The organism is Comamonas koreensis (assembly GCF_014076495.1).
GTDB lineage: Bacteria > Pseudomonadota > Gammaproteobacteria > Burkholderiales > Burkholderiaceae_C > Comamonas > Comamonas squillarum.
This window is the reverse complement of sequence record NZ_CP043575.1, coordinates 2,354,453-2,379,977: the sequence shown is the minus strand read 5'-3', so window position 1 is coordinate 2,379,977 and position 25,525 is coordinate 2,354,453. Positions and strand designations below refer to the sequence as shown.

The window sequence follows — 25,525 nt, the reverse complement described above, 5'->3', positions numbered from 1 at the left end:
CATCGGTTGTGAAAATGTTGGATGAAATATCAGCGGGCCAGTGACGAGCCACCACAGATGGCGATGTCCTGCCCGGTAATGGCTGCCGCCGCCGGAGACAAAAGAAAGCCCACCAGGGCGGCGATCTCGGCCGGCTCGATCAAGCGGCCCATGGGTGGCAGGCGCGGCGCACTGCCGGCGCGGGCCGGGTCGTTCAACATGCCAGTCGCTGTGGCTGCGGGCGAGACCACATTCAGCGTCACGCCCTGCGCAGCCACCTCGGCCGCCCAGCTGCGCGCCAGCGCGATCAAGGCCGCCTTGGTGGCGGCGTACTGGCCGCGCCCTGCCATGCCCTGCGCCACCCGGCTGCCGATAAACACGACCCGGCCTTGGCCGCGCTGCGCCATGCCGGGCACGATGGCATCGGCCAGGCGCGTGGCGGCATCCACATGCAGGCGCCACATCAGCGCGCCGCCGTCATGGTCGAGCTGGCCCAACGCGCCCACGCGCAGCACGCCGGCGGCATGCACCAGCGCATCCACAGCGGGCAAGGCCGCAGCGGTGCGCGCAATGGCGGCGCCGTCCGTCAGATCAACCGGCACATGCGCATAGCCGCCATGCACGATGGTGGCCTGCGCCACATCGAGCCCCGTGACGCGCCAGCCCGCCGCCAGCAGCGCATCGGCAATGGCGCAGCCGATGCCGATGCTCGCTCCGGTTACGACGACATGGCCCAGCTCAGTCTGCACGGATGCCTCCTTCGCTCACGATCTTTTGCGCACGGTCCATCTCGCTGCGCTGGAATTTCACAAAGTCCTCGGCGCTACCGGGCGTGGGCAGCAGGCCTTGTTCCTTGAGCTTGGGCGCCATATCGACCAGGGCCTTGTTCACCTCGGCGTTGAGGCGCTGCACCAGCGCGGGCGCAGTCTTGGCAGGCGCCCAGAGGCCATACCAGCTGTAGAACTCATAGCCGGGAATGGTCTCGGCCACGGTAGGCACATCCGGAAGGCTGGGCACACGCTCGGCCGAGGTGACGGCCACCACCCGCAGCATGCCGCCCTTGTGGTACTGGAGGGATCCCAGGATCGGGTCGATAAAGCCATCGATCTGGCCGCCAATCAAATCCTGGAACGCCGGTGCCGTGCCCTTGTACGGAACGATCAGGTAGTCCAGGCCGCCCGCGCGCTTGAGCAGCTCGGTAGACAGATGCCCGGCCGAGCCCAGCGACCCCACGGCAAAGGTCATCTTGCCGGGGTGGGCCTTGCCGTAGGCGATGAGCGACTTGATATCGGTCACCGGCAGGTTCTTGTTGATGGCCACGGACAGCGGGGCCTTGGCCACCAGCGCAATCGGCACAAAATCCTGCGTGACGTTGTAGGGCACGGACTTGAGCGTCAGCGGCGCTGTGACATGCGTGGAGGCACTGAACAGCAAGGTGTAGCCATCGGCCGGCGCGCGGGCCACCGTCTCACCGCCGATCACGCCGCTGGCACCGGGCTTGTTCTCGATGACAAAGGGCTGGCCCAGCTGGTCGGCGAGCTTCTGGCCCAGCATACGGCCCACCGCATCGAGCGTGCCGCCCGGCGGAAAGGGAATCACGACGCGCACCGGCTTGGCCGGGTAGGTCTGCGCAAAGCCGCTGGCGGCCAGGGCCAGGGCGGCGGCACCGATGGCGCTGCGTAGCGCGGTACGGATGAATGGTTGGCGTTGCATGGTGTCTTGTCTCCTGTCGGTTTTTTTCTAGAACGTGTTGACGATCTCTACGCAGCCGCGTTGGCGTGCAATCGGGATGAGTTCGAAGCGGTGGTTCGCAGCTTGCACCGAGGTGCAAGCAAGAGCCAACGCGAAGAAATCGCCCGATTTCACGTCAACCCGTAGGGACAGTGACTTTGGGGACATCCCGTCTTGAGGTGCACGCATCACGTCATTCCGCAAGGACACTGTCGAGGCGCGAGGAGATCGTCAACACCATCTTCGGGACCCCAGGGCGCAGGGGCTCAAAATCCCCTGCCCTACTTCAACGGCTGTTTAGCGCTTGAGCAACCCGGCTTGCTTGACGGCCGCGCGCAGTGCCTCCACTTCCTTGGCATTGGGCGCTTCGGTCGGTGGGCGCACGGTGGCGTCGTCGATCACGCCGGCCAGGTACATGCCACCCTTCATACGGGCATGGGCCTCGCCGGTGGGCTCGCCCCCGCCATACACGGCATCCTTGAGCGGGGTGATGATGGCCTGCACTTCCATCGCCTTCTTCAGGTCGCCTGCCTTCACCGCATTCCACAGGTCGATGATCAGCTGCGGAATAAACGTCGCAAAACCCACCAGCGCGCCGTCCACGCCCTGCACCATCGAGGCGAGCAGGTACTCGTCGTGGCAGGTCAGGATGGCCTTGGAGGCATCGGCCTCGCGGATCGCCTGGATGTCGCGGGCATATTTGTTCATGTCGCGCTGGCCCACCTTGAAGGCCTGCAGGTACGGCAGCCTGGCCAGGTCGGCCAGCAGTTGCGACGAGTAGGAGGCACGCGTCCAGGCCGGGTAGACATGGCAGACCAGGTCGGCATGGGGGGCGGCTTTGTGGATGGCATCGAAATACTGCAGCGCATGGCCGGAGGTGAAGCCAAAGCGCAGCCAGTGGTGCGGGGGCATGACATCCAGCGCCACGGCACCGGCTTCCACCGCAGCGCGGGCATGTTCGGCCGCATCGGCCAGGCCTTCGCAGACGATGGACGAGATCACCGGCAGGCGGCCTTTGAGCTCATCAGCCACAATGCGCGTCACCTCAGCGCGCTCGGAGGGCGTCAGCGAGAACACCTCGCCGGTATGGCCGTTGGTCATGATCGCGACCACGCCATCGTGGCCGGCTAGCCAGGAGGCGAGCTTACGCAGCGCGGGCTCGTCAATGCGATGGTCAGGGGTGAAAGGGCAAGAGATGGCGGGAATAATTCCACGATAATTCGCGATGGCAGGCATGTTTTTGTCTCCGTTAGGGGTGCGAGTGGTCAACGGTGTTCATCATTTCGCAGGCTGCCTCTGCTGTCCAATACCCGAAACGCATACATGTATCTAAGAACGTGTTTACGATCTCCTCGCGCCGCGACAGTGTCTTTGCGGGATGGGATGCGAGGCGCAATACCGCAGCAATAGTCATGCTATTTCTAGGATTTGGAACAACGCACACGTCCCGCAAAGCCACTGTCCCTACGGGTTGGAGTGAAATCGGGCGACTTCTTCGCGCTGGCCCTTGCTTGCACCCCGGTGCAAGCTGCGAACCAGCGCTTCGAACTCATCCCGATTGCACTCCAACGCAGCTGCGTAGAGATCGCAAACACGTTCTATAGCCTTAGCAGACTCCAAACAAGGAAACCCATGGGACCCGGCAACCGCCCGCTCGATCTGGAGTGGCTCGAAGACTTCATGGCACTGGCCGATACCGGCAACTTCTCGCGCGCAGCCGAGGCCCGCGCCATCGCCCAGCCCGCCTTTAGCCGCCATATCCGCTCGCTGGAAGACTGGGTCGGCGTGGAGCTGTTTGACCGCAGCGCCCACCCCGCCGCGCTCACCCCCGCCGGCCAGCGCTTTCTGCCGCTGCTGCAAAACGTGCTGGCCAACCTGGAGGCCGCCCGCATCAAGGCCCGCGCCGCGCACGACACAGCGGCCGCCAGCCTGCGCTTTGCCGCCACCCATGTGCTGTCGCTCACCTTCTTTCCGCGCTGGCTGGTGGGCATGGAAGCGCAGTTGCGCATGGGTCCGATCCAGACGATGAGCGACAGCTCACTTGCCTGCGAGGACCTGATGCTGCAGCGGCGCGTGCAGTTTGTGCTGTGCCACGGCCATGCCGCTGTGCCCGGGCGCCTGGACGAAGGCCAGTACCCCGTGCTGCGCCTGTCCGATGACCTGCTACGCCCGGTCAGCGCCGCTGCCCCCGATGCCCCCGGCCAGCCGCTGCACCGCATCGGCCAGGACAGCGCTGTACCCGTGCTCGCCTACAGCGAAGCCTCGGGCCTGGGCCGCATCATGCGGTCGCGCATGCGCGGCATGTTTGCCGATGGCGCAGACGCCGTGCACTCCCCCACCCCCGGTATGGCGCAGGGCGTCGCCGTCGTCTTTACCGCCCACCACGCGGCCTTACTCAAAACCATGGCCCTGGAAGGCCGAGGCGTCGCCTGGCTGCCCCACAGCCTTATCACCGAAGAGCTGCGCAGCGGCAGCCTGGTGCCCGCGGGCGACGACCGCTGGAACGTACCGGTGGAGATCCGCCTGTACCGCCAACGGTCGGAGATGGCGCCTGCGGCGGAAGCCTTGTGGGCGCTGGTTCAGGCGCAAAATTCAGCCTCCAGCAGCCACCACCAGCCCGTCACAGGCGCCTAAACTCCCGCCGCATTCAAGCGAGAACGCCCATGTTCCCTGACAGTGTCGACATCCCCATCCAAACGCCTCGCCTGACCCTGCGCCTAGCCGGCCCCGGCGATGGTAAGGCCGTTTATGCAGCGGTGGTAGAAAGCCTGGCCAGCCTGCGCGCCTGGCCCACCTCGCTGCCCTGGGCACTGTATGAGCCATCGGCATCCGCCTCCGAAGACTTCTGCCTGGCGAGCATGCGCGATCGCGAAAACGGCACTGGCCTGGCCTTTCTGGTGTGGGACCACGAGCAGCGATTGGTCGGCAGCGTGGGCCTGCACACGATCCGCTGGGACATTCCCAGCAGGGAGATGGGTTTTTGGATGCGCACTGGCATGCACCGAAACGGATTTGCGAAGGAAGCGGTCACGGCAGTGCTGCACTTGGCATTCACGCGTTTGAAAGCGCGGCGGGTGTTTGCGCGCACCGATGAAGATAACGCGGGCGGCCGCGCGACCTGCGCCAGCGCGGGGATGCTGCTGGAGGGCGTGATGAAAAATGAGCGCATCACCCCTTCGGGGCAATTGAAGAACGGCTGTGTCTATGCCTCTACACGGTAGCCGGCGAGTGCCGTAATGGGCCGGCGGCGGGATGGGCAGATTGGCTGCTGCGGGCTGTCAACCTCGCCTAGGTGCCATGCGCCCACGGCCATGTCTGCAGCAGACCGAGGGTCTTCCACTCCACCACAACCCTGGTGTGCAATTACTCGGGCTTGCCTTTCATCCCCAACAATTCGCTCGCACTGATGATGGCCTGGGCGATGTCTTCGACGGATACGCGCTTTTTCATGGCCTGCTCGCGCAGCATTTCGTAGGCGCGGTCTTCACTGACCTGGTGGGTGGCAATGAGGATGGCTTTGGCGTCGGTCACACGGCGTTGGCCCAGCAGCTTGTTTTGCAGCTTGTGCACATGTTGCTGCATCTGCCGGTGCTCCTTGTGCATCTGGCGCGCGACAACCAAGGTGGAGAGCAGGCCAAAGGAGCGTATGGGCGAAGGCAGGACGGCCTGGGCCTTGAGCTCCAGCACGGCAGACACAATGGTGGGGTTTTCATAGTTCACCACCGCGACCAGCGCAGGCGCCTGCTCGCCGCTCGCCCAAGGCATGCGCAGGTGCAGAAAATCAGGGCGTACCGCCAACAGGACGATATCCGGGTCGTCCGGCAATTGCTGCACCGGTGGCCAGACGCTGCGCACCTGGCAGCCAATGCGCTGGAGCTGCTGGGCCAGCAGCAAGCCATCGGCATCCTCGGGGTGCATCAGGATGATTTTGAGTTGGCGCAGCTCCTTGAGGTGCTGCGAGGTGGCGCGGGGCTGCTGCGGGTTCACGCTCAGACCTCGATCTTGGCCGTCCAGTCGCCCAAGGAATGGGTGACCAGATAAGGATCCGGCGATACGGCACGTTTGGCCTCGCGCAGTATGGTGAACTCCCCTTGCGCATTGGCCCGCCCAATGCGGGGGTAGACCCAGGTGTGGTGGTTGCCGGGATCGATGCGCACACGCCCCTGGGGGGCATCAAACTCGCTGCCCAGCAGGTGAGGCAGCAACTCGCTGATGGTGTCGCTGCCCGAGCGGCGAAAGGCGTTGGCAAACATATGCAGCTGAAAATAGGAGGCTTCCCAGCACAGATTGGGGCGGCAGTCATCGCCGAACAGCCGCTTGAGGTGGGCCAGGCAGCGCTGGTTGGCGGCAGATTGGATCGACTGAAAATAAGGTGCCGAGGTGATGTGGCCGGCTGCGATATCAAAGCCCATTTGTCCGATCTCGGCCTCCGAGGTGGTGAGGCTGCAGATGGGCATTTCTTTGGTGTTGAAGCCGGCATCGGCATAGGCGCGGTAGAGCTTGGCGGTGGAGTCTCCCACCACCGTGGAGAAGATGAAGTCAGGGCGTTTCTGGCGTACATCCTCCATGACGACTTGGTAGTCCTGCTCGGTGGCCGCCAGCGGCAGGTAGCGCTCGCCGAGGATTTCGCCCTCGGGGTGCTGCAGCACCAACTCGCGCAGTATGCGGTTGGATTCATAGGGGTAGATGTAGTCCGAGCCGATGAGGTACACACGCGCACCAAAGCTGCTGGTCATGAAATCGGCCAGCTGCACGCTGTTCTGGTTAGGGGCCGCGCCGGTGTAGATGATGTTCGCTGAGAACTCGAAGCCTTCGTAGAGCGTGGGGTAGAACAAAAGCTTGTTCCATTTCTCGACCACGGGCAGCACAGCCTTGCGGCTGCTGGACATATAGCAGCCAAAGATGGTGTTGACGCGGTCGTGCATGATCAACTGCTCGGCCAGGCGCGCGTACTCGGCAGGGTTGGACGCGGGGTCATAGCGCACGGCCACCAGCTCACGCCCGAGCACGCCGCCGGCGTTGTTGATTTCGTCGATGGCCAGCAAGCTGCCCTGCAGTTGCGACTGGCCAATGATGGACGTGGTGCCCGTTTCCGAAAAAAGAATGCCGACACGCAAGGGATCGTTGTTTGCCAAAACCTGTCTCCTGGTCTATCCCACTCCAATGCTTGGGGCATTGGGGCGGATGCGGGGTAAATGCATAAATGCATAAAGCGTGCCAGCCAGCTTAGCGCAGCAGCAGGCGCTGGCCGGTCTCATCGGTGCAGGGCTGGGCAACACCCTGCACATCTAGCGCCCGGCGGCCAGGCGCGCGCCCATCCTGGTCAAGCGCGGCAGCAGCTGCACGGCCTCATCCGCGATGTCGTAGCCTCGCCAGCCGAAGATCTGGCGCACATAGGCATCGGCCTGTGCATCGACGGCCAGACAGCAAACTTGCACCCCTGCGCGCTTGGCCTCCTGAACAGCATGCCGCGCATCTTCGATCAGGTATCGCTTGTCGTGCACATCGATGTCGTGTGGAGCACCGTCGGTGACCACCAACAAGCTGCGCTGCCCTTCGGGCTCGTTGCGCAGCAGGCTGCTGGCGTGGCGCAGGGCCGCGCCCATGCGCGTCGAATAGCGCCCGCGCAGGGCTTGGACCATGGCTGCCGTGGCGCGGCTGTGTACCTGGCCAAAATCAAGCAGGCGGTAGTAGTTGACTTCGGCACGGGTGTTGGACGAGAACGCATGGATGGCCAGACGCTCGGCGCTGCGCAAGCACGCCTGCGCCAGCATCAGCGCGGCTTGCTTCTCCAAGGCCAGCAGGCTCCGGCCCTGCGGGCCGATGTCGTTGACCGATTCGGAGATGTCCAGCAGCACCAACATGCTGGCAGGGCGTGGGCCCTGACCGCTGCGCATGAAAATGCGCGGGTCAGGGCGTAGCTGCATGCGCATGTCCACCTGCACGTCGATGGCCGCATTGAGGTCCAGCGCATCGCCCTCCCACTGGCGGCGAAGCCGATGGCGCCGGTCAAGCACGCGGGGATGGGGCAGCGCCAGGCTGTCGACCCTGGTGGTACTGGACAGGCGCGCACTGCTGACCTCGCTCAGGCCCTGCCACGCGGGAAGTTTTTCGACCACCTGGCACCAATCGGCCTTCATGTGCTCGCTCCTGTAGTCCCATTCGGGATAGTGAAAGCGGGCGATCTCCAATTCTTCTGCAGCCTGGGGCGTTTGCGCCGGCTTGGGCGGCTGTTGCGCATTTCCGATAGGCGCCGGTGGCCGTTGCGTGGCAGTCTGGGGCAGCTGCAAGGCCTCGTCCTGGTTGTCTTCCGACTCGGGATGCGCCCAGAGGTAGCTGTTGTCATCCCGGTAGAGCGTGGGCCCGGCGTAGTGCTGAGGGTCCATGCGCACCCGCATCTGGCCAAGGTCATTGGCGAGGATGGAGGCGATGGCGCGGAATGCCGCATAGTCTTCAAGCCCATGCTTTTGCACCGTGCCTTCAAAGAGCTCCCGCGCCTTGCTGACCCAGTGGTTAGCGCTATGGCTATCCGCCAGCAGCAAGATCCGGTCCAACCGCGCCATGAAGGCGACGAAGCCCAGGTTTTCCGCCTCGGGCTCGGGCGCGATCTGCGTCTGGAACCAAGGGCCTACGCCGGGGTAGTCGCGCAGCAACAGGCGTTCGGCGCGGGCATCTTCTATCGCCGAGACCAGCACCATGCCCATGGGCTTCAAGGCCTGGCTGGGCTGGCGTGCGGGTGAATGCAGCAGATGCGCCGCAGCGTGCGCAACCATGGCGGTGTGCCGGTGGGCACGCTCGGCCACAGGCAGATCGAGTAGCGGCGGTAGCATCAAGCGCGCAGCGCTCGATGCTGCTCCACCGTCTGCAGCAAGCAAGATGGCACGCTGCGCGGGGGCGGGCCTGGCCGCTGCGATCCCCAGCAGCCCCCCCGCCTCCTGATGCGGACTGGCAGCCTGCAAGGGGTGGACTTGCACCCGGCTCAACGCCAGGCAGGAGGCGAGCCTGGCCAGGCGTTCAAAACTACGTGTGTCGTCGTCGATCCAGGTTGCGGCGGCGCGCTCGCTGAACCGGGAGGCGGATGATGGGGCCATGGTGCTGTGCTTTTTTAGCTTGCAAATTTGGCTTGCACGAGTTGCTTCAGCGCTTGGCAGGTGTCGGGGTCATCCGTCAAGGCCTGCGTGATCGTCATGTCGCAACTGTCGGCGGGCGATACGCCATCGCGTATCAGCAAGCCGGCGTAGATGAGCATGCGGGTGGAGGCACCTTCATCGAGGCCATGGTGCTTGAGCGCGCGCGTGCTGTGGGCCAGCGCGACCAGACGCTCGGCCAGCGCAGGCGCTATGCCCGCTTCGTGCGCGACGATGTCGGACTCGGTGGCGGCATCGGGATAGTCAAACTCCAGCGCGGCAAAGCGCTGGCGCGTCGAGGGCTTCATGTCCTTGGCGCTGCTCTGGTAGCCCGGGTTGTAGGAGACCACCAGCTGAAAATCCGGATGTGCATGCACGACTTCGCCTTTCTTGTCGAGGGGAAGCACGCGGCGCGCGTCGGTCAGCGGATGGATGACGACCGTCGTGTCCTGCCTGGCCTCCACCACCTCATCGAGGTAGCAGATGGCACCGTAGCGCACCGCCATGGTGAGCGGCCCGTCATGCCAGGCCGTGCCATGGGCGTCGAGCAGGTAGCGGCCGACCAGGTCAGAGGCGGTCATGTCTTCGTTGCAGGCCAGCGTGATGAGCGGGCGCTGGAGCGCCCAGGCCATGCGCTCGACAAAGCGCGTCTTGCCGCAGCCCGTGGGGCCTTTCAGAATCAGCGGCATGCGGTGGCGGTAGGCCTGCTCGTACAGCGAGATCTCATTGCGGGCGGGCCGGTAAAACGGCTCTTTGGCCATGCGGTACCCGGCCAGCGGATCATCGCCGCGGGCGGCATGCAGCGGGTCTTTTGCATTCATCATGTTCACCATTTCCCCATCAACAACATCAAACCTGGAATCCAGCAGGTCACAATGCCCACCAGCACCGTGTAGGCCGCCAGAAAGCGCAGCTGCTTGCCGAGCCCCAGCGCAAGAAAGAAGAAAAACCACAGACTCGCCCAGACCAGCCACATGGCGATGACGCGGATATCACCGGCAGCGGCGGCAAAGGCCAGCGCACTGACCGCCACAAACAGGCAGTACCAACCCAGGCCCACGCCTTTGAGCGCCCACCACTGCACCACCGCCAGGTACAGGTAGGTGAAAGCAAAAAGCAGGCCTCCTGCGGCAGCGAAATAGTCAGGGTCCGTGTCTGCACGAAGAATGCCAACGGCATTGATGAACAAAGCCAGCAGACCCACGAGCAGATTGACAGGCGCAGAGTCCCGCGCGTCGATGCGGCCGCTCAGGCCCATACCGTTGACGATCAGCACCATGCCAATGAAAAAAAGTGCGATACCCAGCATGTTTGTCTCCTTGTTTTTATCGGATGGCATGGCTGCTCGATACCGGGCGGCCATGCCCACTGGGGATGCGGCTTTAGCGGTGCTGGGGCGCTTCGTGAGGAATCCCTTCTATCGGGCATTCAGGGGTGCCCACCGTCGTGCGGGTGAAGGACTCGACCATCTCCCGCGTCCCTTCGGGGTCGTTGACCCACTGGCTGTAGAAGCTGTAGGGGCAGGCGGCAACGCCCTTGTCGCCATCGCCAGAATTGATGGTGCCGGTGTAGCCGCGGTGCACCAGTTTGAAGAGGTGGTTTTGTGACTGGCCGTTCTTGCGTGCATCGCGGATCAGCGATTTGGACAGCTCCGCGTACTGGATGCCCATCTCCTCTTCGCCGGTCTCGCCCAAGGTGCGGCCGTCAAAACCGATGATGGCGGAGTGGCCAAAATAGGAGTAGACGCCATCAAAGCCTGCCGCATTGGCCACGGCCACATAGGTGTTGTTCATGAACGCCATGGCCTTGGACACCAGGATTTGCTGCTCCTTGGCCGGGTACATATAGCCTTGGCAGCGGACGATCAGCTCGGCACCGCGCATCGCACAGTCGCGCCAGATCTCCGGGTAGTTGCCGTCGTCACAGATGATCAGGCTGATCTTCATCCCCTTGGGGCCTTCGCTGACATAGGTGCAATCGCCGGGATACCAGCCTTCGATAGGCACCCAGGGCATGATCTTGCGGTATTTCTGCACGATCTCGCCCTGGTTGTTCATGAGGATCAGGGTGTTGTAGGGCGCTTTGTTGGGATGCTCTTCATGGCGCTCGCCAGTGAGCGAGAAAATCCCCCAGACATTGGCCTTGCGGCAGGCATCGGCAAAGATGGCCGTCTCTTCACCGGGAATGGCAGAGGCGGTCTCGTACATCTCCTTGGAGTCGTACATGATGCCGTGCGTGGAGTACTCGGGAAACACCACCAGGTCCATGCCCGGCAGCCCTCGCTTCATGCCCACCACCATGTCTGCGATCTTGCGGCAGTTGTCCAGAACCTCGGCCTTGGTGTGCAGGCGTGGCATCTTGTAGTTGACCACTGCTACCCCTACGCAATCATTGCTGCTCGAAATATCTCCGTGTCTCATGGCTGTGCTCCAAGTTAATGAGAAAAAAGTGCGACCTGTCCGGCTGGCAGCCGCAGCGCAGGGGTTTCAAAGCAGCGTAGGCAAAGCTCCGCCAGCGGACCAAAGGCCTGGTCCGAAAAACGGGAATACCAAAAAACGAACAAAAAAAAGCCCGAATCGACTCTGGAATGAATCGATTCGGGCTTTATTGCCGGACATCTGCGCTGGCAACCTTGGCAGCTGATGTCAATATCTGCAACGAAATCTGCGTGGCGTTTGTCCGCCGCCAGACAATGGTAGAACGATTGTGGCCATACCCGCCTAGAACATCTACCGGTTGCAGCGTTTGAGCGATGGTGGTAATTGGCGAGCCGCGCAGCGAGAAAATGGGCAAGAACCATGCGAGCCTGGAACAAATCCGTGGCGCATCTTCGTGCAACGGCCCGCATCGAGCCCATCGGACTTCTTGTTTATCGGCTACATTCGCGATCGTGACCAGCAGCAGTTGGCCAACCATCTGCCGATAGCACCATCCCCCCATAGCATCGCAAGGGAATCTCTTCCACCATGAGCCTTGTCACCGATCTTCTCGCCGGCGTTGCGGAGTTCTTCGCCGATGTGTTGGTGCTCAGGCGCCAGCGCGAAAAGCGAGGCCATGCCAAGCGCGACATCGCCGATGACGCCATGGCGGTCGCGCATTTTGATGTCGTCAGCTTGCTGTGGATTGCCCTGGTCTGCGTTGGTTTGATGTTTCTGCTGATCTTCGGCTTGGGGGTGCCTGTGGGTTGGGGCGTCGGCATTGGCGTGGTCGTTGCAGCCGCGTGGGGATACAGAAAATATGCGCAGCTGCTCCGAGACGAATGACGGCACGGGCATCCGAGCGCAGCCGGGCTGACACCGTCGCTTGACCATGCCTTGGCCCTCATCTTTGCAGTACCAAGCGGCCAACTCAAAAGTTCCTATGCAGCAATGGCCCCACCAGACGCGGGTCACGCAGCTTGTCCACCCACCACTGCAGCGCAGGCCCCGCGCGGTGCGAATGCCAGCCGACAAACAGCAGGTTGGGTTCGCGCGGGTCTTGCGTGGCCAGGGCCACCAGGCTGCCTTGGGCCAGGTGATCGCGCACTTTCTCCAGCGGTAGCCAGCCAACGCCCAGGCCCGCGACCTGCGCGGCGATCTTGGCGCGCATGCTGGGCATGGCCAGGCGCTCCTGGTGCGTCTGCACGCCATAGCTGCGCGCGACCGCCAGGCGCGAGGTATCGGCCACCACGACCGAGCGGTACGCGGCAATGGCCTCCACCGACAGGGGCCGCCCGTCTTGTGCCTTGCGTGCCAGCGGGTGGCGCGGCGAGACGGCAAACACCCATTCGAGCTGCGCCAGCTCAAACCATTGCAGATGCGCCATCGCGGGCGGCTCGTTCGTGGCAGCCACCACCAGATCTGCGCGCTGGTCCAGCAAAGCCTCCCAGGTGCCGCCCAGCACCTCATGGGCAATGCGCAGGCGCACGCCGCTGTTGAGCGCATCAAAGTCGGCGATCAGCGGCAGCAGTGCCTCGGTATTGGCCAGCTCGTCGGTCACGATGCGCAGCTCCGACTCCCAGCCCCGCGCCACCTGCTTGACCCGCTCCGTCAGCCGCCGCGCCTGCGCATGCAGCTGCGCGCCCTGCTCCACCAGCAGCAAGCCCGCTGGCGTGAGCGCGATGCGGTAGCCCGCACGGTCAAACAGCAGGGCATCCAGCCGCTCTTCCAGCTGGCGCGCGGCATAGGACACGGTGGACGCAGCCTTGCCCAGGCGCTCGGCCGCGCGCGACAAGCTGCCCGTGGCGCGCACCGCTTCGAGAAGCTGTAAATCTTCCAGACTCAACATATTCGATATTTTTGCACGAGCGAAATGCTGGTGTCTGTAGCGCCACCCATCGTCAGATACTTCATTCATCGGCTCAACAACTGGGCTGATAACCCAGCAAGATATCAACGAAAAAACCGAAGGAAATACCATGAACCGCTTTGAAGGAAAGAATATTTTAGTCACCGGTGGCAGCAGTGGCATTGGCGCCGCAGCCGCCATCGCCTTTGCCCGTGAAGGCGCCCGCGTAGCGATCACCGGCCGCGATGCCGAGAGCCTCGCCCGCGTCAAGGCCGAGCTGGGCCCCAACGCGCTGGCCTTGGTCAGCGAAGCCGGTGATGTATCAGCCCAGGCCGCACTGGTGGCCGAATTGCAAACGCAGATGGGCGTGATCGATGGCGTGTTCATCAACGCCGGCGTGGCCAAGTTCGGCCCGCTGCCGCAGATCGATGAAGCGCTGTGGGACAGCAGCTTTGACACCAATGTCAAAGGCCCCTACTTTCTGATCCAGCGCCTCGCTCCGCTGATGACGCGTGGTGGATCCATCGTGCTGAACGGCTCGATCAACGCCCACATCGGCATGCCCAACTCCAGCGTCTACGCCGCCAGCAAGGCCGCGCTGATCTCCCTGGCCAAGACCTTGTCGGCCGAGCTGCTGCCCCAGGGCGTGCGCGTGAATGTGGTGAGCCCCGGCCCCGTCAGCACGCCGCTCTACGGCAAGCTGGGCCTGGCACCCGAACAGGCCAAGGCCATGGCCGCCGACATCCAGACGCAGATCCCGCTGGGCCGCTTTGGCACGCCGGAAGAAATCGCCGCCACCGTGCTGCACCTGGTGTCCAAGGAGTCCGGGTTTATTGTGGGCACCGAGATCATTGCGGATGGGGGCATGAGCCAGATGTGAAGCGAGGGGCTGTGGGTTCCAGAGCGATGGTTTGGAGCTGCTGCGTCGCAAGAACCACCTTGAGCCAGAGGTTGCAGTTATAGTTTTTGCGGCCAGTGACAGCTTCTGGCTGCGAATTCAACCGATCGACGCAACCCGCGCTACGTGGATCGTTGGTGTCCGCCACTCTGAACTCCAGCCTTGCTGGACGCTCCGCTGAAAGAAGTGGATTCACTTCGGAAAAGACCCATGCACGCGAAACTGTATGAATAAACAGTAAAATTCTGACCTTGGTAGTTTTCACAAAGGTCCAGAAATGTCCGAAGAGCTCCAACAAGAAGCTGCATCAGTCTTCGAAGATCGCCTTTGGCATCACAACGGCTGGGAGGCCCGCGTCATCAAGAATGAAGACGACGATGGCTGGGCGGTTGCCATGACCCAGGACGGCCAGGCCGAGCCAAGCCTGGTGGGGCCATGGACGATGGGCCGCGACAAGAAAAATCCCAAGCCGCTTGACGTTTCTGCTTTCAACACCCTCGTCAAGACTGCCCACGAAGTCATGCGGCGGCATGAGCAGCACCTGGCGGCCCAGCTGCACAAGGACATCCAGATCTTGGTGAATGGATCGCGCGTGACCATCTCTCTCGATATTGAGCCCGACGAGGACAATCCCTCCGCGACCCTTACCGCCACCGCAGAGGATGGCAGTGAGTTGGCCAAGGTTCGCGTCAGGCCGGACCATAGCCTCAGCCGAGCGTCGGCGCAACGTTGGGCCGATGCAGGCTATCCGCGTCCCGGCGAGGAATGAGCTTCAGGCCGCACCAGCTCGCCCGGATGCTTGGGTCGGCAGCGCTTATTCATATGCCACCCTCGGTGGCTCACGTCGGCCGAGCTGCGCACCCAAGGCGTGCGCGTGCGCGTCGTGAGCCGCAGCGCTGTCAGCACGTCCCCTCTACCGTAAGCTAGGCCTGGCCCCGATCGAATGAAGGCCATGGCAGCCGGCATCCAGACGCAAATCCCGCTGGACCGCTTTGGCACACCAGAGACGGAGATTGTTTCGGATGGGGGATGAGCCAGATGTGAAGCAGAGGGCCAACCTGTGCACGCCGTTTGAGCAGAGGGTCAGGCCGTGCTGCGTGCCACTTGTGGATAGACCACGCGGAATCGCTCGCAGGCCAGCAGCATGTCTTCATCGAACGAGCGACCTGTGCTTTCGCATTCTCTGCTGAAGTACGCAAAATGCGCTTCACGCCAGTAGGCCAGAGAGCCATCCCCTTCGCCCTCCGTTGCTGCAAATTCCTCAGTGACAGCGCTAAACGGCACGATATCGACTTGAACCGTCTCGATGATGCACAGCGGGATGTCATTGGAGTCGGTTACGACGCTCAAGTCACCGGGCTTGGGCACACCTTTGCCAGATGACTCGTAGGACCAGACGGATCCGGCAGTGGCGCGCTTGATGCCGGACAGCACGAGCTGCCCGAGTTCATCGGCCAATGTCGGAGAGTCGCCAAAGCCGAAGGCTTCGTAGAACCTTTCTTCCTGGATTCCGCCTTGCTCCAAAGAGTATGCGGACCACATCGAGAGAACGTGAGCTGGGATGGTCATGGTGCTAGATGTTGTGCGCTGCAGCGCCGTGCCAACCGCAATACCTACGGCATAGTCTGATGACTGATGGCGCTTGAAAGGCGCCAGATTTGAAACGGGACGAACGTACAAACGTCCGAGTATAAATAGTCCCGCCCAGCGCGTGCGCCCAACGAAACCGAGAACCACCATGGGCAGCCCGGAACCCCTACTTCAGGCGTTTGCATTCACCGGTGTGCGGATGCCGCTACGCAGGGGCTCCCCGCGCGCAAAGACTCGGCCTGCTTTTCGCTTCATATGCGTAATCCCAGCTGGCGCAACTGCAAAAAAGCCGAAGCACCAAGCAGTTCTCACAACTTCCAACAGGCGCAAGCAGTGATGCGTCCGGCCTCCGCACAAGCCAGGCTCCCCCATATGCGGTGGAATGCCATGGAACGCCAGGCTTGCTATTCAAGAGAGCCCTCACCGCTCCCCAAAAATCCCACCTCAGCCCACCGCCCCCTGGCTAGGCTGCCCATCCACCAAGCGCCACAGCCCCAACGCATTGTCATTTTGCAAAGCCACCGGTCGCAGCGCATCGGGCAGGTCCTGGTAGCAGACCGGGCGCAGGAAGCGGTCGATCGCGCTGGCGCCAACGGAGGTGTACATGGCGTTGGAGGTAGCGGGGAAGGGGCCGCCGTGGACCATGGCGTGGCTCACTTCGACGCCGGTGGGGAAGCCATTGACGAGGATGCGGCCGCACTTGCGCTCCAGCACCGGCAGCAGGGCGCGGGCGCTGTCGTGGTCGCCCTGCTCCAAGTGCAAGGTGGCGGTGAGCTGGCCTTCCAGCTGCTGGGCGACCTGCAGCAACTCCTCCACACTGCTGGCTTTGACGACGATGGAGGCGGGGCCAAACATCTCCGACTGCAAGGCTTCATTCGCCAACAAGGTTTGCGCGCTGGTCACATACAGCGCGGCCTGGGCTGCGTTGTCATGGTCTGCGGCCACGCCGGCGGCCAGCTGCTCCACACCAGCGGCGGCTTGCACCTGCGCACGGCCGGCCTCATAGGCTTGGTGGATGCCGGCGGTCAGCATGGTTTGCGCGCCCTTGGCACGGATGGCCGTAGCTGCCGCACTGATGAAGGTCGTGAGCGCAGGGCTGTCGACGGCCAGCACCAGGCCGGGGTTGGTGCAGAACTGCCCTGCCCCCATCGCCAGCGAATCGGCAAAGCCCTGGGCCAGGGCCTCGGGCCGCGCGGCCAGCGCCTGGGGCAGCAAGAAGACGGGGTTGATGCTGCTCATCTCGGCATACACAGGGATGGGCTCGGCGCGGCTGTTGGCGATGCGCAAGAGCGCCAGCCCGCCTTGGCGCGAGCCGGTAAAGCCAACGGCCTTGATCTCGGGGTGAGCCACCAGCGCCTCGCCCAGCTCACGGCCTGCGCCCACCAGCAGCGAGAAAACGCCTTCGGGCATGCCTTGGCGCTGCGCGGCCTTTTGCACCGCCCGCGCCACCATCTCCGAGGTGCCCAGGTGTGCGCTGTGCGCTTTCACGATCACCGGTGCGCCAGCGGCCAGTGCTGATGCGGTATCGCCACCGGCCACCGAAAACGCCAGCGGAAAATTGCTGGCACCAAACACCGCCACCGGGCCGAGCGGGATCTTGGTCAGGCGCAGATCGGCACGGGGCAGCGGCTGGCGATCGGGCTGGGCGGTGTCGATGGCGGCGCTCAAGAAATGCCCGTCACGCACCACCTGGGCGAATAGGCGCAACTGGCCCACGGTGCGGCCGCGCTCGCCCGCCAAGCGGGCGATGGGCAGGCCGCTTTCCGCATGGGCGCGCTCGATCAGTGCATCGCCCAGCTGCAGAATTTCTTCGGCAATCGCCTCCAAAAAGGCAGCGCGTTGCGCCAAAGGCAGATGGCGGTAGGGATCGAAAGCGGCAGCGGCCAGGCTGGCCGCCAGCTCGACTTCGTTTTTGCCACCCAGGCCAAACGCGGGCTCGGCGATGGGTGCGTTCAGTGTGGGGTTGAAGGCGCGTTGGCTGCCGCTGGTGCCGCGCAGGCTGCGGTAGCCAATGACCATGTCTCCAGTGATCTGCATGGAGGGTTTCCTCAAGAAGTTGCGTTTGGGGGAAAAGATGAAGGGGATGCGCGTAGCGCGCCCAGCATGGCAAGACCCACCGCAGGCCAGCAGCGCTGCGGCAGGTCCGGCCACTTAGGCAGGCATTCAGGCCATCACTCGTCCAGCGGCAGGCCGCTGCGGTCGCGGGCAACGCCCACGGCGACGATGGACACCAGCGCACAGAGCACCAGGAAGATGACCACCGGCACATAGCTGCCGCTGTAGTAAGCAATCAGCGCGGTGGCGATCAGCGGCATCGGGCCGCCCACCAGGGCTGCACCAATCTGGTAGCCCAGCGACATGCCGGTGTAGCGGATGTCCGGCGGGAAGGCCTCGGCCAACAGGGTGCCGATCATCGCGCCATAGCTGGACCAGATGATGCCCAGGCCCACACCGACGGCCAGCGCTGCTGCCCAGACGGATTTTTGATCGAGCAGCCAGAAGTACGGGAAGATCCAGAGCATGAAGGCGATGCTGCCGCCGATAAAGACTTTCTTGCGGCCGATCTTGTCCGACAGGTGCCCGAAGAACAGCATGCAGGGGAAGGCGATCAGCGCGCAGACCAGCACGATATTGAGGATCGTCGCGCGGGCAAAGCCGTGGTCCATCATGTACGAGATGGTGAAGGTGGCGTAGAGGAAGAAGGTCGAGGTCTCCACCACCTTGGCGCCGATGGCGATCAGCACTTCGCGCCAGTGGAACTGCAGGGTCTGCTTGATCGGAATGGGCGCGCTGCTGCGGCTGGCCTGGATTTTCTTGAACGATGGCGTCTCGCCCACTGCATTGCGGATCCACATGCCCACCATCACCAGCACGATGGAGCCCACAAACGGAATGCGCCAGCCCCAGGACAGGAAGGCCTCTTCGCTCATGCTCGCGCTCAGCAGCGAGGTGATGATATTGCCCAGTGCCAGGCCCAGCACCGCACCGGTCTGTGGCACCGCGCCGTAGAAGCCGCGCTTCTTGCGGGGCGAGTACTCGACCGCCAGCAACACGCCACCGCCCCACTCGCCGCCCAGCGCCAGGCCTTGCAGCAGGCGCAACACCGTCAGCAGGATGGGCGCCAAGATCCCAATCTGCGCATAGTTGGGCAGCAGGCCCATCAGCACGGTTGACAGGCCCATCATCGACAAGGTCATCGCCAAGGTCTTCTTGCGGCCAATGCGGTCGCCGATGTGGGAGAAGATCACGCCGCCAATCGGGCGGATCAGGAAGGCCAGCGCAAACGTGGCCAGCGACAGCATCTGGCTGACCAGCGCGTTGTCGCTGGGGAAGAACTGCTTGGCAAAAATGATGGACGACATGGTTCCGTAGAGGAAGTAGTCGTACCACTCGATGGTGCTGCCCACGGCGCTGCCAATCAGCGCGCGCTTGCGTTCCGCATCCGGAACCATGGTTTCCTTGTCGGCCATCGTGGCCGTGTGATTCAGAGAGCTGCTGCCCATGTCTCCACCTCGGGTTGTTGATTTATGAATGTCTGCCTGTGCGCAAGCCTGCGGCCTGCCGGCCGTTGCGGCGGCGGGCCGGGCTTGCGTCTGTTTTGTAGAAAAAGCCGGATTACATTGACTGGCGCAGCATCTCGACGTAGTCGTCTGCGCTGGCCTCACGCGGGTTGGTGCGGTGGCTGTGGTCGGCCAGTGCGCCCTTGACGATGCGCTCAAACAGGTCCTCGCTCACACCCAGCTCGGCCAGGCCCGTGGGCAGCTGCAGCGCGCGGGATTTGGTGACCAGGGCTTCCTCCACCGACACGCCCTCGGCCAAGCCCATGGCCTGTGCCAGGCGGGCGATCTTGTCTTCACGCACCACCGACTCTGCACCCCGGTTGAAGCGGATCACCGCCGGCAGCAGGATGGCGTTGAGGGTGCCGTGGTGCAGCTTGGGGTTGATGCCGCCCAGCGAATGGCTGAGGCTGTGCACGCAGCCCAGGCCCTTCTGGAAGGCCAGCGCGCCTTGCAGCGAGGCACTCATCATGTTGGTACGCGCCTCCACGTCGGCGGGATCGCGGAAGGCCACCTCGATATGGCGCCAGGCGCGCCAGAGGCCATCGAGCGCAATGCCATCGGCCGGCGGGTTGAAGGACGGCGCCAGAAAGGTTTCGATGCAGTGTGCAATCGCATCCATGCCGGTGGCGGCCGTCAGGCCTGCGGGCAGGCCCAGGGTCAGGTTGGGGTCGCAGATGGCAACCTTGGGAATCACATGGGGCGAAAGGATGCCGACCTTGCGGCCATCGTCCAGGATGATGATGGCGCCACGCCCTACCTCGCTGCCGGTGCCCGCCGTGGTGGGCACGGCAATGATGGGCAAGGTGGCCGCGGTGATCTTGAGTGCGCCGCCCTCGATCAGCGCAAACTGGCGCAGCGGGCCTTCATGGCGGGCCGATACTGCCACGGCCTTGGCCAGGTCAATCGACGAGCCGCCGCCCACGGCGATGATGCCGTCGCAGGCGCTGCTGTTAAGCGCTTCGACGCCAGCGCGCACGGCCGTCTCCGACGGGTTGGGCGGCGTGCCGTTGAACACGCCGAACCGGGCCGTGCCCAGCGCCTGCTTGACCTGGTCGATGATGCCGGCCGCCTCCACACCCTTGTCGGTCACGATCAAAGGATTGGTAATACCCAGCTTCTCGCACACTTCCTTCAGTTCCGCCAGCACACCGGCGCCAAAGCGCACTTCAGTCACATAGTTGATCAGAGCCATAACGTTTTAACAGTTATATCCATTGCTATCAGAAGGCCCGAAGTCTAGGCAGCACGGCCCATTCGGTACACTGACGGCTTCCCATACCGATATAACTTTTATTCATGGCCAGCAGCATCCCCAGCCTCAATTCCGTCATGTCGCGCCTGCATGCCAAGCAGCTGCGCCTGCTCATCGCCATCGAGGAAAGCGGCTCCCTGCTTGGCGCTGCGGACAGAGTCGGCCTCACCCAGCCGGGCGCCAGCAAGGCGCTGCGCGAGCTGGAATCGACCTTGCAGGTGGACCTGTTCGAGCGCACAAACCGAGGGTTAATCCCGACGGAGGCCGGGCACTGCGCGCTGCGTTTTGCCCGCCTGATCCAGTCGGACATCAACCAGCTGCGCTTTGAGCTCGATGCCATCGCCAGCGGCGTGGGCGGCCACCTGGCGATTGGCACCATCATGGGCGCGGTGCCGCTGCTGTCCGACGCGCTGTCGAACGTGCTGGCGCGCCAGCCGCATATGTCGGTGGAGATCATCGAGGACACCAGCGAGACCTTGCTGGGCATGATCGAGCGCGGCCAGATCCATGCCGCCATCTGCCGCTCCTCGGTCAGCCGCACGCCCGAGGTCTATGAGTCGCTGTTCATCAAGCAGGAGTCGCTGTCGGTGATCGCCAGCGTGCGCCACCCTGCGATGGGCGCCAAGGCCGTGCAGTTGCAGGACCTGCAGGACAGCCGCTGGCTGGTCTACCGCGCCCGCATGCCCATGCGACGCTTGCTCGAGCGCGAGTTCCACGAAGCGGGGCTGCACTTCCCCTCGCACCTGATCGAGACCACGTCGGCCCTGGCCACCGTCACCATGCTCGGCCGCAACAACGACCTGGTGGCCCTGGTCTCCGACGACATCGCGACCTATTTCTCGCGCAATGGCCTGGTCGGCACCATCGATCTGACCCTGCAATCGCGCAGCGAGCCCTATGAGCTGGTGCTGCGCAAAGGCGCCCCCCAAAGTGCCGCGCTGGGGCTGTTGGTGGAGGCGCTGTGCGGCGGCGCGGCAGAGGCGTGACGGACGCCTAAGCCTGTGGGCCAAACCATGAGACAGCGCGACCCCGCCCCTATCGATGGGGTCTTACAGAGATTGCCTGTGTACAGGAGATTGCTGGCGCATGTGCACTTAATACACTTATTAGCTTCACTAATGAGTTGCAGCGATGGCTTCGTTGAGAATTGAGCAGAAGAAACCCCCTGTGGTGCGCCATGCATCGCGCCCACCTGATGAAAGAGCTGCCTGTGCCTCCGCATGATTTCAACGCTCCGCGCTGGGCCGGGAGGCTGGCCGTCAGCCCCCCGCCCAGGCCACGCAGATATGCAGCGGTCTAGCCAAATGCTGCAACCCCTCCGCCCCACGGTCCTTGTTTTGGCCGCAGGCCAAGGACGGCGCTTTGCGCGTTCGGGCGGCACCACGCACAAGCTCGACGCGATGCTCGGCGACGTGACGGTGCTGGAACAGGTGCTGCGCAGCGTCGTTGCATCGGGGCTTGCCTACTATGTCGTGCGCCCCGCTGCGGCCCCGCCGGCTGCCCACATCGATGGCATGGGCCACTCCATCGCGCGCGGCGTGGCAGCGACTGCCGACGCCAATGGCTGGCTTATCCTGCCCGGCGACCTGCCCCTGGTTCGCACGCAGAGCCTGATGGCGGTAGCGCTGAGCCTGGCCACCTATCCAGTGGTGGTGCCGCAATGCGGACAGCAGCAAGGTCACCCGGTCGGCTTTGACAGAACATGCCGTGAGGCATTGCTGCAGCTGAAGGGCGACACGGGGGCCAGCGCCGTTGTGCGCAGCCATCGGCAAGCGGGAACGGCGCACACCTTGCAGCTCGATGATCCCGGCATCGCCATCGATATCGACACCTGCGATGACCTGGCGCGGGCACAAGCGCTGCTGACCAGCGGAAACTTTGGGCAGGAGGCCAGCCTTGGAAAACGTTGATGCACGGGTGTTGCGCAGTGCGCGCGACTGGCTGGCCAGCGGGCACCGCGTGATGCTGGTCACGGTGGTCAAAACCTGGGGGTCATCACCCCGTCCGGTGGGCTCGATGATGGCCCTGCGCGAAGACGGACCGTGTGTCGGCTCGGTGTCAGGCGGCTGCATTGAGGACGACCTGGTCCATCGCTACACCAGTGCCTATGGTGACGCCTGCATGCGGCAGTCCAGGCCCGAGCTCGTGCGTTACGGCGTAACGGCAGACGAGGCCCACCGCTTTGGCCTGCCTTGCGGCGGCACCCTGGAATTGCTGCTCGAGTTTGCGCCTGCGCTCTCGGTGATGGACGACCTCGTGCAGCGCCTCGATGCCGGGCAACTGGTGCAGCGCACGGTGGACTGCCACTCTGGTCTGGTCCGCCTGGCAGAGACCTCATCGCCGGCGGCTGTGCATTTTGATGGTGCGAGCCTGTCGGTCACGCTCGGGCCCCAGTACCGCATGCTGCTCATCGGCGCGGGCGCGCTGGCAGAGTATGTTGCCGTGATGGCGCTGTTCAACCATTTTGAGGTGACGGTCTGCGATCCGCGCATCGAGCACCACGACACCTGGTCGGTGGCAGGCGCCAAGCTCAGCACCGAGATGCCGGACGACGCCGTGCGCAGCATGCAGCCGGACACGCGCAGCTGCATTCTGGCGCTGAGCCACGACCCCAAGCTCGATGACCTTGCGCTGCTTGAAGCGCTGTACAGCCCTGCCTTTTATGTGGGTGCCATCGGATCGCGGCGCAACGCACACAGCCGCAAGCAGCGCTTCAGCGAGCATTTTGACGCGACAGAGGATGCGCTGCAGCGACTGCACTCTCCCGTAGGCCTGCATATTGGCAGCAAAACCCCCGCCGAGATCGCGGTGAGCGCCATGGCAGAGGTGTTGGCAGTCAAGAACGGCATCTTGCGACACAGCGCCTGACTGCGCCCAGGTTGGCCGCAGCGAGCCGGTGCACGGCCCGACCCTCTGCGCTTACAGCAGTTTTTCCGGGGTGATCGGAAGACTGCGGATGCGCTTGCCGGTGGCGTGGTAGACGGCATTGGCGATGGCCGCCGGGATGCCGACCATGCCGAGCTCGCCCATGCCCTTGACGCCGAGCGGGTTGACGATGGTGTCGTCCTCTTCGACAAACACCGTCTCGATGGCGTGGATGTCCGCGTTCACCGGCACATGGTAGTGCTGCAAATTAGCGGTCATCATGCGCCCGGTGCGGTGGTCCACCTCGGTCGCCTCTTCCAGCGCCATGCCAATGCCCCAGACCACACCGCCTATCTCCTGGCTGTGCGAAGCGAGGGGGTTGAGGATCTTGCCGCAGGCAGTGATCTCGATCACCCGGGTGACCTTGACGGTTCCCAGATCAGGGTCCACCTTCACCTCGACAAACTGCGCGCCATGGGCGAGCGATGCGTACTTGTCACGCTCGGGCGACGGTGTTGACTTGTAGACCTCGGTGATTTCGCTCGTACCGGTGCTGCGCATGACATCGGCGATATCCACCCCGCGCGCAGCATCGCTTTTGAGCCGCAAGCGGCCGTCGAGCATCTCCACGTCGTCAGCGCTGGCACCCCGCAATGGCGAGCTGGCATCGCGGTTGGCCAAATCCAGCAGCTTGGCGGTGATCGTCAGCGCCGCACCGCGCACGGCCGATCCGACACTGGAGGTGGTCCAGGAGCCGCCCTGCGCCGGTGCCTGGGGCTGGCGCGTGTCACCCAGCTCAAAGGTCACCTGGTCCAGCTTCAGGCCCAGAAACTCTGCAGCGATCATGCTCATCACGGTGTAGGTGCCCGGGCCGATATCGCTGGTCGCGCTGGACACGGTGGCCGTCCCATCCTGGCGGAAGGTGATCTTGGCGCTCGCGGGCATCTGCATGGCCCCCCACACGCTCGATGCCATGCCCCAGCCGACCAGCAGCTTGCCGTCGCGCATCGAGCGGGGCTCGGGCTTGCGGTTCTTCCAGCCGAACTTCTCGGCGCCCAGGCGGTAGCACTCGCGCAGCGCCTTGCTGGAAAACGGCTTGCCGCTGACCGGATCCACCTCGGCATAGTTGACCAGGCGCAGCTCCATCGGGTCCATCTTCAGCGCATACGCCAGCTCGTCCATGGCGCTCTCCAGCGCAAACATTCCGCTGACAGCGCCGGGCGCACGCATCCAGGTGGGGGTGGCCAGATCGGTGGCGGCCACCTTCAGCGGCATGTCCAGGTTCTCGCAGGCATACACCTGCTTGAGAAAGCCGGTGGTGTTGTCCGAGAACACCTCGAACGAGGAGGTGTTATGGAAGGCCTCCTGAATGATGGCTTGCAGCTTGCCGTTAGCGTCCGCACCCAGCCTGACTTTCTGGATCGTCTGTGGCCGGTAGCCGTGGCCGGTGAACATCTGCGTGCGCGTCAGCACCAGCTTCACTGGCCGCTTGAGTTCGCGGGCCGCCATCGCTGTCAGTGAGGGGTAGTAATTGGGCTTGAGCGATGAACCAAAGGCGCCGCCCACAAAGGGTGACACCACGCGGATGTTCTCTGCGGGCACGCCCAGCCCTTCGGCCAGGTGCTTTTGCACGCCATACACGTTCTGGGTCTTGTCAAAGACGGTGAGCTTGTCACCCTCCCAAAATGCGATCGCGGCATGCGGCTCGATCGGATTGTGGTGGTTGATGGGGATGTGGTACTCGGCGTTGACCTGAACCGCCGCTGCCTGCAGTGCCTTTGACGGATCTCCGCGTGGGGGTGTGTTGTCCGACGAGGGCTTGGCCTGGTCCAGCACCGTCTCCAACGCGGTGGTAGGGGGCTCGCTCTGGTAGCTGGCCTGGACCAGCCGCGCCGCATAGCGCGCCTGCTCGTAGCTCTCGGCCACCACCAGCGCGATCGGCTGGCCGTTGAAGAACACCCGGTCCGACTGCAGCGGCCAGGCCCATTGCGGAGCGGCATCGGCAGCGGGCGCCTTGCCCAGCCGCCCGGCATTGAGGTGGGTAAAAACGCGCACCACGCCTGCGGCCTGCTCGGCGGCGCGGGTGTCAATCGCGGTGATGCGCCCCTTGGCCACCGTGCTGAGCACAACAAAGCCATAGGCGACATGCGGCACCTGGAACTCAGCTGCGTACTTGGCCTTGCCGGTGACTTTGGCGACCCCGTCCACGCGGGTCGTCTCTTTACCTAGATAACGTGCCATGGTGATTCTCCTTCGC

At 63.8% G+C, this 25,525-nt stretch carries 24 protein-coding genes; 8 read left to right on the top strand and 16 right to left on the bottom strand.

Annotated features, from left to right (window positions below; genetic code table 11):
• Positions 1 to 29: 29 nt before the first annotated feature.
• The 3 genes from F0Q04_RS10655 to F0Q04_RS10645 form a co-directional block, all read right to left on the bottom strand.
• A complete protein-coding gene (locus F0Q04_RS10655; protein ID WP_116925117.1) occupies positions 30 to 728 on the bottom strand; it encodes an SDR family NAD(P)-dependent oxidoreductase in 699 nt (232 codons plus the stop codon).
• Positions 718 to 1,692: a Bug family tripartite tricarboxylate transporter substrate binding protein gene (locus tag F0Q04_RS10650; RefSeq protein ID WP_182345384.1), complete on the bottom strand. Its 975-nt coding sequence runs from the start codon at positions 1,690 to 1,692 to the stop codon at positions 718 to 720. Before F0Q04_RS10650 ends, F0Q04_RS10655 begins: the two co-directional genes overlap by 11 nt.
• A gap of 315 nt (positions 1,693 to 2,007) precedes the next feature.
• Entirely contained in the window at positions 2,008 to 2,946 is a 939-nt protein-coding gene (locus F0Q04_RS10645) for a dihydrodipicolinate synthase family protein (protein WP_182345383.1), read from the bottom strand.
• Positions 2,947 to 3,342: 396 nt separating this feature from the next.
• Here F0Q04_RS10645 and F0Q04_RS10640 point away from each other — a divergent pair, with 396 nt between their 5' ends.
• On the top strand, positions 3,343 to 4,344 hold the full coding sequence (locus F0Q04_RS10640) for a LysR family transcriptional regulator (protein ID WP_182345382.1): 1,002 nt from the start codon (positions 3,343 to 3,345) through the stop codon (positions 4,342 to 4,344).
• A 29-nt stretch (positions 4,345 to 4,373) separates the two neighbouring features.
• Positions 4,374 to 4,931: a GNAT family N-acetyltransferase gene (locus F0Q04_RS10635; RefSeq protein WP_182345381.1), complete on the top strand. Its 558-nt coding sequence runs from the start codon at positions 4,374 to 4,376 to the stop codon at positions 4,929 to 4,931.
• 142 nt (positions 4,932 to 5,073) lie between these two features.
• Here F0Q04_RS10635 and F0Q04_RS10630 read toward each other — a convergent pair whose 3' ends face one another.
• The 7 genes from F0Q04_RS10630 to F0Q04_RS10600 form a co-directional block, all read right to left on the bottom strand.
• Positions 5,074 to 5,697: an ANTAR domain-containing response regulator gene (locus F0Q04_RS10630; protein WP_232539590.1), complete on the bottom strand. Its 624-nt coding sequence runs from the start codon at positions 5,695 to 5,697 to the stop codon at positions 5,074 to 5,076.
• 2 nt (positions 5,698 to 5,699) lie between these two features.
• Positions 5,700 to 6,845 (bottom strand): transporter substrate-binding domain-containing protein, encoded by a 1,146-nt coding sequence (locus tag F0Q04_RS10625; protein WP_182345380.1) that lies wholly within the window; start codon positions 6,843 to 6,845, stop codon positions 5,700 to 5,702.
• Positions 6,846 to 6,998: 153 nt separating this feature from the next.
• The gene (locus tag F0Q04_RS10620) at positions 6,999 to 8,801 is read right to left on the bottom strand and encodes a nitric oxide reductase activation protein NorD (protein WP_232539586.1); all 1,803 of its coding nucleotides are present in this window, start codon (positions 8,799 to 8,801) and stop codon (positions 6,999 to 7,001) included.
• A 14-nt stretch (positions 8,802 to 8,815) separates the two neighbouring features.
• The gene (locus F0Q04_RS10615; protein ID WP_269780265.1) at positions 8,816 to 9,658 is read right to left on the bottom strand and encodes a CbbQ/NirQ/NorQ/GpvN family protein; all 843 of its coding nucleotides are present in this window, start codon (positions 9,656 to 9,658) and stop codon (positions 8,816 to 8,818) included.
• Between the two features lie 5 nt (positions 9,659 to 9,663).
• Positions 9,664 to 10,146 carry an AmiS/UreI family transporter gene (locus F0Q04_RS10610; RefSeq protein ID WP_021027504.1) on the bottom strand — a complete coding sequence of 161 codons (483 nt, stop codon included), beginning with the start codon at positions 10,144 to 10,146 and terminating at the stop codon, positions 9,664 to 9,666.
• Positions 10,147 to 10,219: 73 nt separating this feature from the next.
• Complete coding sequence (locus F0Q04_RS10605) at positions 10,220 to 11,257, bottom strand: aliphatic amidase (protein ID WP_182345378.1); 1,038 nt, start codon at positions 11,255 to 11,257, stop codon at positions 10,220 to 10,222.
• Positions 11,258 to 11,441: 184 nt separating this feature from the next.
• Positions 11,442 to 11,753, bottom strand: coding sequence for a hypothetical protein (locus F0Q04_RS10600; protein ID WP_182345377.1), 312 nt, complete (start codon positions 11,751 to 11,753; stop codon positions 11,442 to 11,444).
• 50 nt (positions 11,754 to 11,803) lie between these two features.
• Here F0Q04_RS10600 and F0Q04_RS10595 point away from each other — a divergent pair, with 50 nt between their 5' ends.
• Positions 11,804 to 12,100 (top strand): hypothetical protein, encoded by a 297-nt coding sequence (locus tag F0Q04_RS10595; protein WP_182345376.1) that lies wholly within the window; start codon positions 11,804 to 11,806, stop codon positions 12,098 to 12,100.
• Between the two features lie 85 nt (positions 12,101 to 12,185).
• Here the strand turns inward: F0Q04_RS10595 and F0Q04_RS10590 are convergent, their stop codons facing one another.
• Positions 12,186 to 13,103, bottom strand: coding sequence for a LysR family transcriptional regulator (locus F0Q04_RS10590; protein ID WP_182345375.1), 918 nt, complete (start codon positions 13,101 to 13,103; stop codon positions 12,186 to 12,188).
• A 130-nt stretch (positions 13,104 to 13,233) separates the two neighbouring features.
• On the opposite strand from F0Q04_RS10590, the gene F0Q04_RS10585 reads away from it, so the two are divergent.
• Together F0Q04_RS10585 and F0Q04_RS10580 are read left to right on the top strand one after the other, a co-directional pair.
• Positions 13,234 to 13,983 carry an SDR family oxidoreductase gene (locus tag F0Q04_RS10585; protein WP_182345374.1) on the top strand — a complete coding sequence of 250 codons (750 nt, stop codon included), beginning with the start codon at positions 13,234 to 13,236 and terminating at the stop codon, positions 13,981 to 13,983.
• A gap of 295 nt (positions 13,984 to 14,278) precedes the next feature.
• The gene (locus tag F0Q04_RS10580; protein WP_182345373.1) at positions 14,279 to 14,770 is read left to right on the top strand and encodes a hypothetical protein; all 492 of its coding nucleotides are present in this window, start codon (positions 14,279 to 14,281) and stop codon (positions 14,768 to 14,770) included.
• A gap of 314 nt (positions 14,771 to 15,084) precedes the next feature.
• Here F0Q04_RS10580 and F0Q04_RS10575 read toward each other — a convergent pair whose 3' ends face one another.
• The 4 genes from F0Q04_RS10575 to F0Q04_RS10560 all read right to left on the bottom strand — a co-directional run bounded on the left by F0Q04_RS10575 (position 15,085) and on the right by F0Q04_RS10560 (position 20,343).
• Complete coding sequence (locus F0Q04_RS10575) at positions 15,085 to 15,570, bottom strand: ASCH domain-containing protein (protein ID WP_232539582.1); 486 nt, start codon at positions 15,568 to 15,570, stop codon at positions 15,085 to 15,087.
• Positions 15,571 to 16,035: 465 nt separating this feature from the next.
• Positions 16,036 to 17,628, bottom strand: a complete 1,593-nt coding sequence (locus F0Q04_RS10570) for an aldehyde dehydrogenase (NADP(+)) (RefSeq protein ID WP_182345372.1) — start codon at positions 17,626 to 17,628, stop codon at positions 16,036 to 16,038.
• Positions 17,629 to 17,762: 134 nt separating this feature from the next.
• On the bottom strand, positions 17,763 to 19,094 hold the full coding sequence (locus tag F0Q04_RS10565) for an MFS transporter (RefSeq protein ID WP_182345371.1): 1,332 nt from the start codon (positions 19,092 to 19,094) through the stop codon (positions 17,763 to 17,765).
• A gap of 112 nt (positions 19,095 to 19,206) precedes the next feature.
• A complete protein-coding gene (locus F0Q04_RS10560) occupies positions 19,207 to 20,343 on the bottom strand; it encodes an iron-containing alcohol dehydrogenase (protein WP_182345370.1) in 1,137 nt (378 codons plus the stop codon).
• Positions 20,344 to 20,447: 104 nt separating this feature from the next.
• Here F0Q04_RS10560 and F0Q04_RS10555 point away from each other — a divergent pair, with 104 nt between their 5' ends.
• From F0Q04_RS10555 to F0Q04_RS10545, 3 genes are all read left to right on the top strand, one after another.
• Complete coding sequence (locus tag F0Q04_RS10555; RefSeq protein WP_409935144.1) at positions 20,448 to 21,389, top strand: LysR family transcriptional regulator; 942 nt, start codon at positions 20,448 to 20,450, stop codon at positions 21,387 to 21,389.
• A 318-nt stretch (positions 21,390 to 21,707) separates the two neighbouring features.
• Positions 21,708 to 22,313: a nucleotidyltransferase family protein gene (locus F0Q04_RS10550; RefSeq protein ID WP_182345369.1), complete on the top strand. Its 606-nt coding sequence runs from the start codon at positions 21,708 to 21,710 to the stop codon at positions 22,311 to 22,313.
• The gene (locus tag F0Q04_RS10545; protein ID WP_182345368.1) at positions 22,300 to 23,271 is read left to right on the top strand and encodes an XdhC family protein; all 972 of its coding nucleotides are present in this window, start codon (positions 22,300 to 22,302) and stop codon (positions 23,269 to 23,271) included. Before F0Q04_RS10550 ends, F0Q04_RS10545 begins: the two co-directional genes overlap by 14 nt.
• A gap of 51 nt (positions 23,272 to 23,322) precedes the next feature.
• On the opposite strand, the gene F0Q04_RS10540 is transcribed toward F0Q04_RS10545, so the two are convergent.
• A complete protein-coding gene (locus F0Q04_RS10540; RefSeq protein WP_182345367.1) occupies positions 23,323 to 25,509 on the bottom strand; it encodes a xanthine dehydrogenase family protein molybdopterin-binding subunit in 2,187 nt (728 codons plus the stop codon).
• Positions 25,510 to 25,525 lie beyond the last annotated feature (16 nt).

Coding starts and splice junctions, on each gene's coding strand:
- F0Q04_RS10540 (WP_182345367.1), bottom strand. CDS start 25,509: ATGGCACGTTATCTAGGTAAAGAGACGACCCGCGTGGACGGGGTCGCC.
- F0Q04_RS10585 (WP_182345374.1), top strand. CDS start 13,234: ATGAACCGCTTTGAAGGAAAGAATATTTTAGTCACCGGTGGCAGCAGT.
- F0Q04_RS10575 (WP_232539582.1), bottom strand. CDS start 15,570: ATGACCATCCCAGCTCACGTTCTCTCGATGTGGTCCGCATACTCTTTG.
- F0Q04_RS10600 (WP_182345377.1), bottom strand. CDS start 11,753: ATGGTTGGCCAACTGCTGCTGGTCACGATCGCGAATGTAGCCGATAAA.
- F0Q04_RS10590 (WP_182345375.1), bottom strand. CDS start 13,103: ATGTTGAGTCTGGAAGATTTACAGCTTCTCGAAGCGGTGCGCGCCACG.
- F0Q04_RS10635 (WP_182345381.1), top strand. CDS start 4,374: ATGTTCCCTGACAGTGTCGACATCCCCATCCAAACGCCTCGCCTGACC.
- F0Q04_RS10555 (WP_409935144.1), top strand. CDS start 20,448: ATGGCCAGCAGCATCCCCAGCCTCAATTCCGTCATGTCGCGCCTGCAT.
- F0Q04_RS10570 (WP_182345372.1), bottom strand. CDS start 17,628: ATGCAGATCACTGGAGACATGGTCATTGGCTACCGCAGCCTGCGCGGC.
- F0Q04_RS10615 (WP_269780265.1), bottom strand. CDS start 9,658: ATGAATGCAAAAGACCCGCTGCATGCCGCCCGCGGCGATGATCCGCTG.
- F0Q04_RS10550 (WP_182345369.1), top strand. CDS start 21,708: ATGCTGCAACCCCTCCGCCCCACGGTCCTTGTTTTGGCCGCAGGCCAA.
- F0Q04_RS10560 (WP_182345370.1), bottom strand. CDS start 20,343: ATGGCTCTGATCAACTATGTGACTGAAGTGCGCTTTGGCGCCGGTGTG.
- F0Q04_RS10620 (WP_232539586.1), bottom strand. CDS start 8,801: ATGGCCCCATCATCCGCCTCCCGGTTCAGCGAGCGCGCCGCCGCAACC.
- F0Q04_RS10610 (WP_021027504.1), bottom strand. CDS start 10,146: ATGCTGGGTATCGCACTTTTTTTCATTGGCATGGTGCTGATCGTCAAC.
- F0Q04_RS10605 (WP_182345378.1), bottom strand. CDS start 11,257: ATGAGACACGGAGATATTTCGAGCAGCAATGATTGCGTAGGGGTAGCA.
- F0Q04_RS10650 (WP_182345384.1), bottom strand. CDS start 1,692: ATGCAACGCCAACCATTCATCCGTACCGCGCTACGCAGCGCCATCGGT.
- F0Q04_RS10640 (WP_182345382.1), top strand. CDS start 3,343: ATGGGACCCGGCAACCGCCCGCTCGATCTGGAGTGGCTCGAAGACTTC.
- F0Q04_RS10595 (WP_182345376.1), top strand. CDS start 11,804: ATGAGCCTTGTCACCGATCTTCTCGCCGGCGTTGCGGAGTTCTTCGCC.
- F0Q04_RS10580 (WP_182345373.1), top strand. CDS start 14,279: ATGTCCGAAGAGCTCCAACAAGAAGCTGCATCAGTCTTCGAAGATCGC.
- F0Q04_RS10565 (WP_182345371.1), bottom strand. CDS start 19,094: ATGGGCAGCAGCTCTCTGAATCACACGGCCACGATGGCCGACAAGGAA.
- F0Q04_RS10645 (WP_182345383.1), bottom strand. CDS start 2,946: ATGCCTGCCATCGCGAATTATCGTGGAATTATTCCCGCCATCTCTTGC.